Source organism: Rhizobium sp. CF080 (assembly GCF_000282095.2).
Taxonomy (GTDB): domain Bacteria; phylum Pseudomonadota; class Alphaproteobacteria; order Rhizobiales; family Rhizobiaceae; genus Neorhizobium.
On record NZ_AKKC02000014.1, the window covers coordinates 40,652 to 56,661 of the forward strand.

At 62.5% G+C, this 16,010-nt stretch carries 14 protein-coding genes and 1 other RNA gene; 13 read left to right on the forward strand and 2 right to left on the reverse strand.

Annotation, left to right across the window (positions count from 1 at the left end; translation table 11 throughout):
- Window positions 1–36: 36 nt before the first annotated feature.
- Both PMI07_RS25955 and PMI07_RS25960 read right to left on the reverse strand, forming a co-directional pair.
- A complete protein-coding gene (locus PMI07_RS25955; RefSeq protein WP_007756605.1) occupies window positions 37–672 on the reverse strand; it encodes a hypothetical protein in 636 nt (211 codons plus the stop codon).
- A 49-nt stretch (window positions 673–721) separates the two neighbouring features.
- Window positions 722–1,933 carry a pyrophosphate--fructose-6-phosphate 1-phosphotransferase gene (locus PMI07_RS25960; RefSeq protein ID WP_024164164.1) on the reverse strand — a complete coding sequence of 404 codons (1,212 nt, stop codon included), beginning with the start codon at window positions 1,931–1,933 and terminating at the stop codon, window positions 722–724.
- A gap of 328 nt (window positions 1,934–2,261) precedes the next feature.
- On the opposite strand from PMI07_RS25960, the gene PMI07_RS25965 reads away from it, so the two are divergent.
- From PMI07_RS25965 to murD, 13 genes are all read left to right on the forward strand, one after another.
- The gene (locus PMI07_RS25965) at window positions 2,262–3,011 is read left to right on the forward strand and encodes a DnaJ family molecular chaperone (RefSeq protein WP_007770790.1); all 750 of its coding nucleotides are present in this window, start codon (window positions 2,262–2,264) and stop codon (window positions 3,009–3,011) included.
- Window positions 3,008–3,769, forward strand: coding sequence for an N-acetylmuramoyl-L-alanine amidase (locus PMI07_RS25970; protein ID WP_007770792.1), 762 nt, complete (start codon window positions 3,008–3,010; stop codon window positions 3,767–3,769). The genes PMI07_RS25965 and PMI07_RS25970 overlap by 4 nt, the downstream gene beginning before the upstream one ends.
- Before the next feature lie 242 nt (window positions 3,770–4,011).
- Window positions 4,012–4,608, forward strand: coding sequence for a lytic transglycosylase domain-containing protein (locus PMI07_RS25975; RefSeq protein WP_007770794.1), 597 nt, complete (start codon window positions 4,012–4,014; stop codon window positions 4,606–4,608).
- 67 nt (window positions 4,609–4,675) lie between these two features.
- Entirely contained in the window at window positions 4,676–5,866 is a 1,191-nt protein-coding gene (locus tag PMI07_RS25980; protein WP_037088420.1) for an FAD-dependent oxidoreductase, read from the forward strand.
- 69 nt (window positions 5,867–5,935) lie between these two features.
- An RNA gene (gene rnpB, locus PMI07_RS33830) (RNase P RNA component class A) lies at window positions 5,936–6,371 on the forward strand.
- A gap of 451 nt (window positions 6,372–6,822) precedes the next feature.
- On the forward strand, window positions 6,823–7,257 hold the full coding sequence (gene mraZ, locus PMI07_RS25985) for a division/cell wall cluster transcriptional repressor MraZ (protein ID WP_007771124.1): 435 nt from the start codon (window positions 6,823–6,825) through the stop codon (window positions 7,255–7,257).
- 14 nt (window positions 7,258–7,271) lie between these two features.
- A complete protein-coding gene (gene rsmH, locus PMI07_RS25990; RefSeq protein WP_007771126.1) occupies window positions 7,272–8,297 on the forward strand; it encodes a 16S rRNA (cytosine(1402)-N(4))-methyltransferase RsmH in 1,026 nt (341 codons plus the stop codon).
- 3 nt (window positions 8,298–8,300) lie between these two features.
- Window positions 8,301–8,762, forward strand: coding sequence for a hypothetical protein (locus PMI07_RS25995; protein WP_007771129.1), 462 nt, complete (start codon window positions 8,301–8,303; stop codon window positions 8,760–8,762).
- Window positions 8,762–10,504 (forward strand): penicillin-binding transpeptidase domain-containing protein, encoded by a 1,743-nt coding sequence (locus PMI07_RS26000; protein ID WP_007771131.1) that lies wholly within the window; start codon window positions 8,762–8,764, stop codon window positions 10,502–10,504. The genes PMI07_RS25995 and PMI07_RS26000 overlap by 1 nt, the downstream gene beginning before the upstream one ends.
- Before the next feature lie 59 nt (window positions 10,505–10,563).
- Window positions 10,564–12,024: a UDP-N-acetylmuramoyl-L-alanyl-D-glutamate--2,6-diaminopimelate ligase gene (locus tag PMI07_RS26005; RefSeq protein ID WP_024164166.1), complete on the forward strand. Its 1,461-nt coding sequence runs from the start codon at window positions 10,564–10,566 to the stop codon at window positions 12,022–12,024.
- Window positions 12,021–13,451, forward strand: a complete 1,431-nt coding sequence (locus tag PMI07_RS26010; RefSeq protein WP_007758022.1) for a UDP-N-acetylmuramoylalanyl-D-glutamyl-2,6-diaminopimelate--D-alanyl-D-alanine ligase — start codon at window positions 12,021–12,023, stop codon at window positions 13,449–13,451. Before PMI07_RS26005 ends, PMI07_RS26010 begins: the two co-directional genes overlap by 4 nt.
- 30 nt (window positions 13,452–13,481) lie before the next feature.
- Window positions 13,482–14,585 (forward strand): phospho-N-acetylmuramoyl-pentapeptide-transferase, encoded by a 1,104-nt coding sequence (gene mraY / locus PMI07_RS26015; protein ID WP_007758021.1) that lies wholly within the window; start codon window positions 13,482–13,484, stop codon window positions 14,583–14,585.
- 7 nt (window positions 14,586–14,592) lie between these two features.
- The gene (gene murD, locus PMI07_RS26020) at window positions 14,593–15,990 is read left to right on the forward strand and encodes a UDP-N-acetylmuramoyl-L-alanine--D-glutamate ligase (RefSeq protein WP_007758020.1); all 1,398 of its coding nucleotides are present in this window, start codon (window positions 14,593–14,595) and stop codon (window positions 15,988–15,990) included.
- Window positions 15,991–16,010: the final 20 nt, after the last annotated feature.

Consider the following 16,010-nt stretch of genomic DNA (forward strand, 5'->3'; position numbering starts at 1 on the left):
TAACCTATGGGGCGGCGTCCGGCAAGACGGAGAACGTCAGGCGGCGATCCGGCGATAGCCGGCGGTAACCGCACGGCGCGAAATGAAGCGCGTCTGGGGCTTGCGCGAGGCGGGGTTGAGGTTGGCAGGCTGCCGTCTGCGGCTGAGCACGCGGCGCGGAAAAAGCACGTGGATTCCGGCTCCAAGTGCAGCGCAGATCAGGAAGGTCGCCTGCATTTCGAGAAGCTGGGGCAGGAGCGACCGGTCTGGATCGACGAACTGGGCAAGCACGGCGGCAAGTACAACGGAATAACGTGCCTGGAAGGCGGATTTGCCGAACATGCATCCGAAGATTCGTGCCGCCCGGCATTCAGGAAGATTGTCGTTGTCGGCGATCGGGCCGGAGATTCGCGGGTCCTGGTAGGACCAGAGCACATAGAGCATCAGATAGCCGAGCCCTGCCCAGGAAATCACATCCATGAGCTTGGGCAGATAGACGGCGATCAGCGCCATGGGAATCATCGCCACGATCAGCGCCGCCGACATGCCAACGGCAAGCCCCGGAACCGTGGCGATCGCCGTGCGGCGACCGCGCTGGAGCGAGAAGCTGGCGGTGAGGCAAGCGAGGGGGCTTGGAAGGAGGGCGAGAAAGATCGCGGTCGCAGCAAAAGCGAGCCAGATGTCAGCCGTCATTCCATTTCCTCCCGAACGCCCATGAGTGGCGCCCGCTCAATTTCCTGTCTCAAGCCGTTTCGAAGGGCTGGCCGATATGATCCATCACTTCGCCGAACCATTTTGCCGTCAGATCGAAATGTTTTCCACCCTTGATTCTCGGAAATTCGATCGTGCGCAGTTTTCCACCCTGTTCCTCGTCGTGGCCGGTGACGCCCGAAACCTTGTTCAGCGCGCTTTCGACGGCGAGATCCACCATGCCCTGGATGAGGCGCAGGTCGTCGCCGTTTGCCGGCGCCGAGCGGGCGAAATATCCGGACTTCTGCACCATCGAGCGATCCGCGCCAATCAGCGCCGCGAACTGCTTCTGGAACCAGCCGCCGACATTGATCGTGTCGATCTTAACATGTCCGAACGCGTCGCGCTTGATCGATTCGCCTGCCGCTTCCCGCTCGGCGACGATCGCATCGAGGCCGGCACCTTCCGAAACGAACAAGGTCACGAACCCGCGCTTGTCCATGACGTCCTTGAGGCGTGCGGCCTCCTTGTCGAGGTCGAAGGCCATCTCCGGCAGGTAGACACCGTCGATGTTCTTCATCGCGCTGTTCATCATGAAGCCCTCGACATATTCATTGCCCTTGGTCTTCTGAATATAGGCCCGCGCAGTCGCGGCGGTAAGCCAGCCGCAGTGACGTCCCATCACTTCGTGAATCACAAATGTGCGAGGCGCGGCACTCTGCTCGTTGGAAACGTTGTCGAAGAATGAAGCGCCGACTTCGGCAGCCGTCCAGGCGCCGAGCGACTGACGGATCGGCACGATGTCGTTGTCGACGGTCTTCGGCAGGCCGACGACGGTGAGATCGTAGCCGTTGGCGCCGAGATAGGCGGCAAGGTCGGCGGCCGTCGTGTTGGTGTCGTCGCCGCCGATCGTGTGAAGGATGGTGATTCCATCGGCTGCCAGCCGGTCGGCGGCAATGCGAAGCGGGTTTTCGCCTTCCTTGACGAGGCCGCGCTTGACGCAGTCTGCGGCATTGGTGAGCTTGACGCGGCTGTTGCCGATCGGCGAGCCGCCGTAGCGGTGGAGCAAATACGCCTTTTCCCGCATGTCCTTGGTGATTTCGATGCGGTCGCCGAGCAGGACGCCCTGATAACCGGAGCGGTAAGCGACCATCTCGATGTCGGGCGCAACGTCGTTGTAGCGCTCGATCAGGCCGCCGACGGCGGAAGACAGACAGGGCGCGAGCCCCCCTGCGGTCAGCATTGCTACTTTCTGTTTGGCCATCGATCCTCCTTCACGCGGGTGCTCGCGTACAGTTCAAAACCGCTGGAATGGATGCGACAGAGACAGGCCCCTGTAAAGTGAATTTCTCAAGAAAAACCGCAGCTTCGACTTCGTGGCGCAGGAGAGCCTAATATAATCGATTCAACCCATGCGGCGTGTAGGCCCAGCCTGTGGAAAAACGGATCTGGAGGCTTCGTCAATTGTCCCGGACTACGGGGTCACCTGTCTGTGAGCGTCGGTGATTGTTCGGAAAACATGAACATAGTTTAATCTGAGACGGGCCGTCCGTCGTCTTGCAATCCCGCCTGCAATCTGGTCCATTGTCAGCATGATCTGGGATTTTGCTTGCCTTCAGTTTTCTTCCCTTTGGGAACGGCTTCTCGGCGCCATGGGCGACGCGGCCGGGAACGCGCTCGGCCGTGTCATCGAGGCGATCCGCACCACGTTCGAGGGTGATCCGGAAACGCGCCGGCAAGTGTCTTTCTCGGTCGCCATCATCGCGCTGTCGGCCAAGATGGCGAAGGCTGACGGTATTGTCAGCGAGGCCGAGGTGAAGGCCTTTCAGCAGATATTCGATTTCCCCGACGAGGAAGCTCGCAACGTCGCGCGCCTCTATAACCTCGCGCGCCAGGACGTCGCGGGTTACGAAGCCTATGCGACGAAGCTTGCAGGCCTGTGCAGCCCCGGTGCCGGCAAGGCTGAAAACTGCCCGATGCTGGAAAACGTCGTCGACGGCCTGTTCCATATCGCCAAGGCGGACGGCCTCGTGCATGAGGCGGAACTGGCGTTCCTGTCGCGCATTGCCGAGATCTTCCGCATCGACGAGGGACATTTCCGCCGCATCATGGCGCGGCACGTGCATCTCGACGGCCGGGATCCCTATCTGGTGCTCGGCGTTTCGCCGGAAGACGATTTCGCCAAGATCCGCAAGCAGTACCGCTCGCTGGTGTCCGAGCATCACCCGGACCGGTTGATCGCCCGCGGCGTTCCGGCTTCGCTGCATGCCGCCGCCAATGAACGCATGGCCGCGCTCAATGCCGCCTATTCGGCGATCGAGAAAGAGCGCCGCGCCGCATGACGCCGTTCAACGCCGATTATGCCGGCGCGACGGTAAGGCCTTCTCCCAACCATGGTGAACGTGTCGACGGGCGCAGGCCCGACATGATCATCCTGCACTATACGGGCATGCCGAGCGGCGATCAGGCGCTCTCCTGGCTCTGCAACGAGGAGAGCCAGGTCTCCAGCCATTATTTCGTCCATGAGGACGGGCGCGTGGTGCAGCTCGTGCCGGAAGAACGCCGGGCCTGGCATGCCGGCAGGAGCTCCTGGGCCGGCGAGACCGACATCAATTCCTGTTCGATCGGCATCGAGATCGCCAATCCGGGGCATCCCGGAGGCCTGCCCGAATACCCTGCGGTACAGATCGCAGCGGTCGTCGAACTGTGTCGCAATTGTGGCAAAAGGTGGCAAATCCGACCGGAAAGAGTGCTCGGGCACTCGGATGTCGCCCCGATCCGCAAGGTGGATCCGGGGGAAAATTTCCCCTGGGAGAAATTGCACCTTGAGGGTGTCGGACATTGGATCGATCCAATGCATATCAGCGGCGGGCGGTTTTTCCAGTTCGGGGAGAGCGGCCAGCCCATCGAGGCATTGCAGTCGATGCTGTCGCTCTATGGCTACGGAATTGATATTACCGGGAATTTCTGCGAACGCACGAAGGGCGTGGTGGAAGCCTTCCAGCGCCATTTCCGGCCGCAGCTCGTCGATGGGATCGCCGATTTCTCGACGATCGACACGCTTCACCGGCTGCTCAAATCCTTGCCGAAATTCAATTAGCGCGGGCGCCGCGCCGGTCGTTTGGGGCCGCGTCGAAATCGCAAAATTTTGCAGTGCCACATCATCTCCTTATTAGCCCGGTCTAAAGGACCCGCTAACAGCAGCCGCCATGTTGGACGGGGGTTGCAGAGATAAACGACCAGGATCGTTCAGACATCGCGCCGTCAATCCGGCGACGCGCTGAGAGGGTGTTTGCGTATCGACACCCGCGGTTCCTGTTGGTCCGGAGACACTTCACCTACATGAATACAATGATTGTTGCTGCCGCGGCGGGCCTTGCCATGCTGGTCGCGGGAACCGAACTCGTGCGTGCTCAGGACGACGCCGTCACCACCTATACCAAGCCGCTTATCATTCCATGGGAAACGCGCGAAACCGGTTTTGCCGCGCCCACCGACGAAGCCAGGCGCCTGGTTCGGCAGCTTCATTATACCCAGCTGATCGCGAAATACGCGGACGAATACGACGTTCCGGAAGAGCTTGCGCTGGCGGTGGTGCGGATCGAGAGCAATTTCCGTCCGACCGCCAAGGGCAGTGCCGGCGAGATCGGGCTGATGCAGATCAAGCCGGCAACGGCGAGGCTGATGGGTTATCGCGGGCCGGACTACGGTCTCTATGATCCCGAGACCAATATCCGCTACGGCATGAAATATCTGGCCGGCGCGCATGAACTCGGCGGCGGCAAGATCTGCGGCACCATCCTCAAATACAATGCCGGCCACGGCGCCAAGCGCATGAACCCGGTTTCCAAGCGCTATTGCAACCGGGTGCAGGCGGTGATCGAGACCGCCGAACAGACGGCCGAACAGACTGCGTCGCTTTCGCCTGTGGCATTCTGATTCCGAAAACGGCTAGAAGTGCTTCGAACAGAAGACATTTCGGCCGGTGGAATCGAAAGGCGAGAGCATGACGGGACGGTTCAGATATATCGTGATCGGGAGGGGCATGATGGGCGCTGCGGCTGCCCGGTACCTCTCGAAATGGACCGACGGTGTTGCGTTGGTCGGTCCCGGTGAGCCGGCGGACTACGGGCGCCATGACGGCGTCTTTGCCAGCCACTACGACGAGGCGCGCATCACCCGGACGATCGATCCCGATCCCGTGTGGGCGCGCCTCGCCAACCGTTCGATCGAACGTTATGGCGAGATCGCCCGTGAAAGCGGCGTGGATTTCTATTCCGAGTCGGGCTGCCTGCTGGTCGGCCCGAAGCGCGGCGACGGGCCGTCCTATGTCGCAAACGTCATCGATGCCGCGGACAAGCTCGGTGTTTCGACCGAGACGCTGTCGGATGCAGATCTCAGTGGCCGTTTCGGATTATTCTCTTTCCCGAGGGACAGCGAGGGCGTCTGGGAGCCGAAGAATGCCGGGCACATCAATCCGCGCCGGCTGGTGAAGGCTCAGGCTCTCATCGCCGAGCGCCAGGGCACGGCCATCATTCCGGAAACGGTGGTTTCCGTACGGCAGGACGGCGATTCGGTTACCGTCACAACCGCCGAGGGCAGCAGCCATTCGGCGGAGAAGGTGCTGGTGGCGGCCGGCGGTTTCTCCATCAACGAGAACCTGCTGCCACGACGTCTCGACCTCAACGTCTATGCGCGCACCGTCGCCTTTTTCGAGGTCGACGAGGCCGCGATGGACGTCTGGGGCAGGGTGCCTTCGCTGATCTGGAAATGGCGCGAGGGCGAGGACGGCATCTACCTCCTGCCGCCGGTGCGCTACCCCGACGGCAAGATCTACCTGAAGATCGGCGGCGATCCGGACGACCTGCTGCTGCCGACGGAGCCCGATATCCGCGCCTGGTTCCGCTCAGGTGGGCGGGAAAGCACGCGCGCCCGGCTTGCCGGGATCATGGCGCGGCTGATGCCGGAGCTCGATCTCTCGCGCTCGTCGATGGCGGCTTGCGTCACCTCGTTCACGCCGACCGGATATCCGGCAATCGCGATGACCGGGGCCGATCGAATCGGCATCCTCAGCGGCGGTTGCGGGGCGGCGGCAAAGAGTTCCGACGAGATCGGCCGGCTCGGCGCGGAACTGATCTTCCATGGGCAAATCCGGGACGACGCCTATTCGACGGATTTCCGGGCCGATTATCTCTGACAAGATATCTCCGGCCCGATTGTCGCTGGCCTATGGCTTTCGCTCGGCATCTCGGTTATGTGACCGCTGCCAGTTGGCCGGGCAGCCGCGCTTTACCAATGCCGAAAGGCGGTAGGGTGAGGAAAGTCCGGGCTCCACGGAAACACGGTGCCGGATAACGTCCGGCGGGGGCGACCCTAGGGAAAGTGCCACAGAAAGGAAACCGCCCCGCTTGCTGTACCGCTTCGACAAAGCGGCAGAGCTAGCGGGGTAAGGGTGAAAGGGTGGGGTAAGAGCCCACCGCGCTTCTGGTAACAGCGGCGGCAAGGTAAACCCCACCGGGAGCAAGACCGAATAGGGATGACGCGGGTCCACGCGAAAGCGCGGGCTACAGCCTGTTTCCGGGCCAGTCATCCGGGTGGGTTGCGTGAGGCGATATGCAAATATCGTCCCAGATGAATGGCTGCCACGTTCCGGTGCTTGCACCGGGGCCTTACAGAACCCGGCTTACAGGCCAACTGGCGTTTATCTCCCCTTCCTCGCGATTCTGTGTACGCCTGCCAGATACGAGGCAGGCGTCGCAGGAGGTCCGTTTTCGGGCCTTGTCTTTTATATGAGTAATTGTGAAAGCTTTTTTATTTTCCGCAGCTTACTGAGTATCCCAAATCGACTTGCCGGACACTGCCAAGGCGGTTTCTTCGCTTTCTCTAATAACCCTTTGTTAAACTTAACAGCTTATAAATAAATCCTGCTTGGGAGTGGCTAGCGGGGCTTCTCCCATTGACGCCCATATGGTCCCATGGTATCCCAAAATCGCACTGCACAAGGGCGAATGAGCGCCCGCCAATCCCAGAATTTCGGTCGTCCTGCGGCCGGGCGGATATCCGCCCATCCGGACGGCGAAGCTGTGTTTGGTGTGGTGTTAACTGGTGGGCGGGTTTCCGTCTTGAGCCATAACGGGGCGGATGTTTGGCGTGATGAGCCGCTTCCTGTCGAATGCGACGAACAGGATCGATGCGAAGGGACGGGTCTCCGTTCCGGCGAGTTTTCGTTCGGTTCTTTCGGAGCGCGGGATCCAGGAGCTTTATTGCCTCCAGGATTTCACCTATCCGGCGATCAGCGTCGGCGGGCCGGATCTGCTCGATCGTTACGAGCGGCAGATCGCCTCCGTCGATCCGTTTTCGCCGGACGCGAACCGGATGTCGCTGCTCGTTCACGGTGGCGGCGTCTTCATGAGGCTCGATGCGGAGGGCCGGCTGATGGTCACGGATTTCATCCGCGACTTCACGGGAATCAGCTCGGACGTTACCTTCGTTGGGCGCTCGGATCATTTTCAACTTTGGCAGCCGCAGGCGTTTCACGAGGCGCAGGCGGCGGCGAGAGAGGGGCGCTTCGGTTCGCGCCCTGCGTAAGACAGGGGAACGGAATGGCGGCGAATCCAGGCGACGGAACAACCGAGCCCGAAGGCGGACCGGTTCGTCACATTCCGGTTCTTCTGAAAGAAGTCCTCGAGGCGCTCGAGCCCCGGGCCGGCAAGGTCATTCTCGACGGTACGTTCGGAGCGGGCGGTTACACGTCTGCGATCCTTGCCGCGGAGGCTGAGGTGATCGCGCTCGATCGCGACCCGAATGCGATTGCCGCCGGCAAGGCGCTGGTCGATGCCCACAAGGGCCGCCTCCACCTCATTCAGTCGCAGTTCTCCGAACTTGCCGATCACGCGCCGGAAGGCGGGCTTGATGGCGTCGTGCTCGATATCGGCGTCTCCTCCATGCAGATCGACGAGGCCGATCGCGGCTTCTCTTTCCAGCGCAACGGTCCGCTCGACATGCGCATGTCGGCAAGCGGCGTGTCGGCGGCCGATGTCGTCAATCGCGCCAAGGTCGGCGATCTCACCCGCATCTTCGGTTTCCTCGGCGAGGAAAAGCAGTCGGGCCGCATCGCCCGCGCGATCGAGAAGCGGCGTCTCACCGAACCCTTCACCACGACGCGCGAACTCGCAAATCTCATCGAGACGGTCAATCCGCGCAAGGCTAAGGACAAGATCCATCCCGCGACGCGCGTCTTCCAGGCGCTGCGGGTGTTCGTCAACGACGAGCTCGGCGAGCTCGCCCAGGCGCTGTTTGCCGCCGAGCGGGCGCTGAAGCCGGGCGGCCGGCTGGTGGTCGTCACCTTCCATTCGCTCGAAGACCGGATCGTCAAACAGTTCTTCGCCGATCGCTCCGGCAAGGCTTCCGGTTCGCGGCACCTGCCGATGGTCGTGGCCAAGCCCGCGATCTTCGAACCGCTCGGCAAATCGATGATTTCGGCGAGCGACGAGGAGGCGGAACTCAATCCGCGTGCCCGTTCCGCCAAGCTTCGTGCCGGTGTGCGGACGGAAGCCCCGCCGCGGGCCGCCGACATGTCGATTTTCGATCTGCCCGATCTCGCCAGCCTCGCAAAGATGGGAGCCTGATACATGCTGCGTAGCTTCGATCTTGTTTTGATCGGCGTGATGACGGCAGCGGCCGTCGTAACCTATTCGATCAAGCACCGCGCCGACGAGAAGCTCAACGAGGTTCGCCGGCTCGAATCGGAAATCAAGCTGGAGAAGGACACGATCGATCTCCTGAAGGCGGACTGGGCCCTGCTGACCCAGCCGAACCGCCTGCACCGGCTGATCAACGTCTACAATTCCGAGCTGGCGCTCGCGCCGACCGAAACGACGCAGCTTGCGATGCCGAAGGAGTTGCCGATGCCGAAGGCGCGGCTTCCGCAGCCCGAGACGACCATCGAGGACATCATCGCCGGCAAGAACAGCGAGGTCGCCGCCGCGCTGAAGGGTGTTGCTGCCGCCAAGGCCAAGCCCGCCGCCAAAATTCCCGTGCCGCAGCGGCGCGGTCCCATCGAAGTCATTTCCACAGGATCGGTGAAACGCTGATGTCTTTCCTGTCCCGCATCATGATCGTCAAAAGCCGCGCGCATTTTTCGTCCGGCAGCCGTGTCAGAGGCTCCGAAAAGGCGTCCTTCGAGGGAACCCGCAAGCGCAAGTCCGCCCAGGCGAAAAACCGCGTTGGTCTACTGATCGCCGGCTTCACGGTCTTCTACTGCGTCATCGGTGGCCGCCTGATGCAATATGGCGTCGCCCAGCCGCTGACGACGTCGAGCATCCTGCCGGCGGACCGGCTTCTGGCCTCGCGCCCCGATCTCGTCGATCGCAATGGCGCGGTTCTGGCGACCGACATCCGCACGGTTTCGCTGTTTGCCGAGCCCAACAAGATCATCGACGCCGACGAGGTGATCGAGAAGCTGTCGACGGTTCTGAACGACCTCGACGTCAAGGGCACCTATTCGAAGCTGACCTCGAATTCGCGTTTCCAGTGGTTGCGCCGCCAGCTGAGCCCGAAACAGCAGAGTCAGATTCTGGCGCTCGGCATTCCGGGCATCGGTTTCCGGCCGGAAAAGCGCCGTTTCTATCCGGGTGGTCCGACGGCGGCGCATGTCGTCGGTTACGTCAATATCGACAACCGCGGCGTCGCCGGCATGGAACGTTACGTCGACAATCAGGGCCTCGCCGATCTCGCGGCCGTCGGCATGACGTCCAGCCAGCCGCTGGAGCCGGTCAAGCTGTCCATCGACCTGCGCGTTCAGTCGATCGTCCGCGACGTGGTGACCGAGGCGATCAGCAAGTACAGCTCGATCGGTGCCGGCGCGGTCGTTCTCGACGTCCATACCGGCGAAATCGTCGCCATGGCGTCCGCACCCGATTTCGATCCCAACAATCCGGCCGAAGGCGGCGAGGAGGGCTGGTTCAACCGCATGTCGAACGGCACGTTCGAAATGGGCTCGACCTTCAAGTCCTTCACGATCGCCATGGGTCTCGATTCCGGCAAGGTGAACCTTCAGAGCACGTTCGACGCCCGGTTTCCGATCCGCATCGGCGGCTTCACCATCAAGGATTTCCACGGCAAGGGGCGCGTGCTGAGCGTTCCGGAAATCTTTCAGTATTCGTCTAATATAGGCACCGCCAAGATTGCCGATACGGTGGGCATCGAAGGCCACAAGGACTTCCTGACCAAGCTCGGCCTGCTCACGAAGATGCATACGGAGCTTCCGGAAGTCGCCACTCCGAGCCAGCCGCGCGAGTGGAAAAAGATCAACTCGGTCACCATTTCCTTCGGCCACGGTGTCTCGACGACGCCGTTGCAGACGGCGGTTGCCGGTGCCGCGCTCGTCAACGGCGGAAAATACATCCCGCCGACCTTCCTGCCACGCAACCGGGCAGAAGCCGACAAGATCGCGACCCAGGTGCTCAAGCCCTCGACCAGCAAGGACATGCGCTATCTTTTCGAATGGAACGGCGTCAACGGATCAGGCAGGAACGCGCGCGTCGCGGGCTTCAACGTCGGCGGCAAGACGGGGACGGCCGACAAGGTGGTCAACGGGCGCTACGCCCATGACAAGAATTTCAACGCCTTCCTCGCGGCCTTCCCGATGGACAATCCGCAATACGTCGTCCTGACGTTCTGCGACGAACCCAAGACCGACAAGGGCAATGGCGCGGCTCTTGCCGCGACATCCGCCGCTCCGATGGTCAAGGAGATCATTACCCGCGCTGCGCCCATTCTCGGTGTGAAGCCGAAATTCGGCAATGACGGTTCTGCCCTGCTTGTGTCTTATTGAGCGATAACAACGTGAGCGGACGATTCGAGGGGACGACGCTCAGAATGGACAATCAGCTGATGAAATTGCGAGAACTCGCCGGAGGGGATTTCCCGGAAATAGCCGATCTGATGGCCGGGCCGGCAGGCGATCTCGATGTGACCGGCCTGACCTCCGACAGCCGCAAGGTGACGCCCGGCATGCTGTTTGCCGCGCTCGCAGGCACCAAGGCGGACGGTTCGAGCTATATCGGCGATGCGGCCGCCCGCGGCGCGATTGCGGCGATTGCGGGACATACGGCGGAAGCGGGCATTCCAGTTCTCGCCGTTTCCAACCCCCGCCGGCTGCTGGCACTCGCCGCCGCCCGTTTCTACGGCGCGCAGCCGGAAACCATGGTTGCCGTGACGGGTACAGCCGGCAAGACCTCCGTCGCCTCGTTCACCCGCCAGATCTGGGCGCATGCCGGCCATGCCGCAGCGCAGATCGGCACGACCGGCGTCGTCTCGCCGACCCGCAACGATTACGGAACGCTGACCACGCCGGATCCGGTCGAACTGCAGCAACTGCTGGCGGAACTGGCTGCCGAAGGCGTCACCCATGCCGCCATGGAAGCTTCCAGCCATGGCCTCGACCAGAGCCGGATCGACGGCGTGCGTCTTTCCGCCGCCGGCTTTACCAATCTCGGCCGTGACCACATGGACTACCATCCGACGATCGAGAGCTACATGGCCGCCAAGATGCGGCTTTTCGATACGCTGATGCCGAAGGGCTCGCCGGCCGTCATCTTCGCCGATGACGCCTGGTCGGAAGAAGCGATGCGGGTGGCGACGGTTGCCGACCTTGACGTCCGCACGGTCGGCCGAAGGGGCGATTATCTGTGCCTCAAGCGCGTCGAGCACTTCCGTCATAAGCAGATGGCCGAGATCCATATCGGCGACCAGATTTTCGAAGTTGATATTCCGCTTGCCGGCGATTTCCAGGTGGCGAACGCGCTGGTCGCGGCAGGGCTTGCCATGTCGACCGGGGTTCCGGCCGCCGTCGCCATGGCCGCGCTCGAAAAGCTGGTCGGCGCCTCGGGTCGTCTAGAACTGGTCGGCCAGAGCAAGGACGGCGCGCTCGCCTATGTGGATTACGCCCACAAGCCGGACGCGCTGGAAAACGTGCTGACCTCCGTGCGCCCGTTCACGACCGGCCGCGTCATCGTGGTGTTCGGCTGCGGCGGCGACCGCGACAAGGGCAAGCGGCCGATCATGGGCGATGTGGCGACGAGGCTTGCCGATATCGTCATCGTGACCGACGACAATCCACGTTCCGAGGTTCCCGAGGTGATCCGTTCCGAGATCATGGCAGCGGCTCCGGGTGCAATCGAGATCGGCGATCGGGCCAATGCGATCCGCGAGGCGGTTCATATGCTGCGGGCAGGTGATACGTTGATCGTCGCGGGCAAGGGCCATGAACACGGCCAGACGATCGGCACGACGGTCCTGCCGTTTTCCGATCATGTCGAAGTCCGCAAGGCGCTGGAGGAGCTGAAATCGTGAGCTGGCTATGGACCTCCGAGGATCTGACGTCTGCCATGGGCGGCCGGCCGATCGGTTCGCTTCCGGCGGGTATCACCGGAATCTCGATCGACAGCCGCTCCATCGGTCAGGACGAGGCTTTTTTTGCCATCAAGGGCGACCGCGTCGACGGTCATGACTATGCGAGCCTTGCAGTCGCCAACGGTGCGACGCTGATCGTCGTCAACGAGGCGAAACTGCCGGCGCTCGGCAAGCTGAGCGTGCCGATGATCGTCGTCGAAGACGTTCTTGCGGCGCTTGGAAAGCTGGCGCTCGCCGCGCGTGCGCGCAGCCGGGCACGCATCGTCGCCATCACCGGTTCGGTCGGCAAGACGACCACCAAGGAAATGCTGCGTCATGCGCTCGCGCCCTCCGGCAAGGTGCATGCCGCCGTCGCCTCCTTCAACAATCACTGGGGCGTGCCGCTGACGCTCGCCCGCATGCCGGCCGATTGCGATTTCGGCGTCTTTGAGATCGGCATGAACCACCCGGACGAGATCCGCCCGCTGGTGAAGATGGTGCGTCCGCATGTGGCGATGATCACCACAATCGCAGCCGCCCATCTCGGCCATTTCAAGAATCTCGAGGAGATTGCCGCTGCCAAGGCCGAGATCTTCGAAGGCCTTGAGCCGGGCGGTTCGGCGATCCTCAATCGCGACATCAAGCAGTTCGGTTTTCTGCAGAAAAAGGCGCAGGAGGCCGGTGTCTCGCACATCCACACCTTCGGCCAGCATGCCAAGGCGGATTTCCGGCTGGCGGATTTCGAGGGCAATGGGGAAAGCTCGGTCGTCTGGGCGGTGCTGAACGGCGAGACGTCGGAAGTCCATATCGGTGCACCTGGCCGGCATATCGCCGAAAACGCCATGGCGGTCCTCGGTGCCTGCCTGCTGGTCGGCGCGGACATGGCCGGCGCCATGGCGGCGCTCGCGGCGCTGAAGCCGGTCAAGGGCAGGGGCGAACGCCACCGGCTCGGCATCGGCGAAGGCCATCTGACCCTGATCGACGAGAGCTACAACGCCAACCCGGCCTCGATGCGGGCGGCGATCGCGCTTCTGGCATCCTCGGTACCGGAACTGACCGGCCGGCGGATTGCCGTTCTCGGCGACATGCTGGAAATGGGTGAATTCTCCGCCAAGGTGCATGAGGAACTGACGGGTCCGCTGCTTGCGGCCGGCATCGAGCATGTCTGGCTGGCGGGTGCGGAAATGACGGCGCTGCGCGACGCGCTGCCCGACAGCGTCGATGTGCAATATTACGAAAAGACCGCGGATCTCGCCGATTTCGTCGTGCGTTCGGTGATGCCGGGCGACGTGGTGATGGTGAAATCCTCGCTCGGCCTCGGTTTCGGCAAGATCGTGACCGCGCTTATTGACAACTACCCGGCATTCTCCGACACGGAACGCCACTAATTGAGACGCGGCTTCTAGAAAGGGCGCTGAATGCTGATCTGGCTTGTGGAACTGGCGGATAAAGTCCAATTTTTCAACCTGTTCCGGTACATCACCTTCAGAACCGGCGCTGCGCTGTTCACCTCCGCGCTGATCGTCTTCCTGTTCGGGCCAATGATCATCGCCTCGCTTCGCCTGCGCCAGGGCAAGGGACAGCCGATCCGCGCCGACGGCCCGCAGACCCATTTCAAGAAGGCGGGTACGCCGACCATGGGCGGACTAATGATTCTCGCCGGCATCGTCGGCGGTTCGCTGCTCTGGGCGGATCTTTCGAACGTCTACGTGGTGGCGACCTTGCTCGTGACGCTCGGTTTCGGCGCGATCGGCTTTTATGACGACTATCTGAAAGTCACCAAGCAGACCGACAAGGGCTTTTCCGGCAAGGCGCGTCTCGGCATCGAGTTCGTGATCGCGGGGATCGCCGTCTTCTTCATGATGCGGGTGGCGCTCACGACCGGCCAGTCGAGCAATCCGACGCTCGGCACCTCGGTCGCCTTCCCGTTCTTCAAGGACCTGTTCATCAATCTCGGCATCTTCTTCGTCCTGTTCGGCGGTTTCGTCATCGTGGCGGCCGGCAATGCGGTGAACCTGACGGACGGTCTCGACGGGTTGGCAATCGTACCGGTCATGATCGCCGCAGCCTCGTTCGGCATCATCGCCTACCTCGCCGGCAACGCGGTGTTTGCGGGATACCTGCAGATCAATTTCGTGCCCGGCACCGGCGAGCTTGCCGTCATTCTCGGCGCGGTGATCGGCGCCGGCCTCGGCTTCCTGTGGTTCAACGCGCCGCCGGCTGCCATCTTCATGGGCGATACCGGTTCGCTGGCGCTCGGCGGCCTGATCGGCTCGGTTGCCGTCGCCACCAAGCACGAGATCGTCATGGCGATCATCGGCGGCCTGTTCGTGATGGAGACGCTGTCTGTCATCATCCAGGTCGGCTTCTTCAAGATGACCGGCCGGCGCGTCTTCCTGATGGCGCCGATCCATCACCATTTCGAAAAGCTCGGCTGGACGGAAAGCCAGGTGGTGATCCGTTTCTGGATCATCGCGGTCGGCCTTGCCATGCTTGGCCTTTCGACCCTCAAGCTGCGGTGACACGGCGATGATCGCGGTCACCACGTTCAAGGACAAACCGGTCGCACTCTTCGGCCTCGGTGGCTCGGGGCTGGCGACGGCCAAGGCGCTTGTTGCAGGCGGCGCCCGGGTGATTGCCTGGGACGACAATCCCGAAAGCGTCGCCAAGGCCGCCGACGAGGGGATCGCCACCGCCGACCTGCGCGGCATCGACTGGTCGGTTCAGTCCGCCTTCGTGTTGTCGCCGGGCGTGCCGCTTACCCATCCGAAGCCGCATTGGAGCGTCGATCTCGCCCGTGCCGCCGGCGTCGAGGTCATCGGCGATGTCGAGCTTTTCGTGCGCGAGCGGCGGGCGCATGCGCCGGATTGCCCGTTCATCGCCATTACCGGCACCAACGGCAAATCGACGACCACGGCGCTGATTGCCCATATCCTCAAGTCCAGCGGTCGCGACACCCAGCTCGGCGGCAATATCGGCACGGCGATTTTGACGCTCGACCCGCCCAAGGATCAGCGCTTCTTCGTCGTCGAATGTTCGTCCTACCAGATCGATCTGGCTCCGACGCTCAATCCGACCGCAGGCATTCTCTTGAACCTCACGCCCGACCATCTCGATCGCCACGGCACGATGCAGCACTATGCCGATATCAAGGAACGGCTCGTCGCCGGCAGCAAGACGGCGGTGATCGGCGTCGACGATTCGTTCTGCACCCTCATCGCCGACCGCGTCGAGCGGGCCGGCGTCAAGGTGCGCCGGATCTCCAAGCGGGTCGTCGTAGCCGACGGCCTCTATGCCGAGGGCAGCCGGATCGTCGAGGCGCATGGCGGCGCGATGTCGCTGCTCGTCGATCTCGAAGGCATCCAGACGCTGAAGGGCAGCCATAACGCCCAGAACGCGGCGGCGGCAATCGCCGCCTGCCTGGCGGTCGGCGTTTCGAAGGACGAGATCCGTGCCGGACTGAAATCCTTCCCCGGCCTCAAACACCGGATGCAGCCGGTCGGACGTCGGGTCCAGGTGGTTTTTGTCAACGATTCGAAGGCGACCAATGCGGATGCGGCGGCGCCGGCGCTCTCCAGCTACGACCGGATCTACTGGATTGCCGGCGGTTTGCCGAAAGAGGGCGGCATAGTCAGCCTCGCACCACTCTTCCCGCGTATCGTCAAGGCCTATCTGATCGGAGAAGCCGCGCCGGCATTCGCGGCGACGCTTGGCGAAGCGGTGCCCTACGAGATTTCGGGCACGCTCGAAAAGGCGGTCGCTCATGCCGCGGCGGATGCGAGCGCCGATACCACGCCGTCCGCGGTGATGTTGTCGCCGGCCTGCGCCAGCTTCGATCAGTTCAAGAATTTCGAAGTTCGCGGCGATGCCTTTGTCGGCCATGTCGCGGGCCTCGACGGCGTCACGATGCTGATCGATTTGGATTGATCGAGACGGAAAAGGGGAAC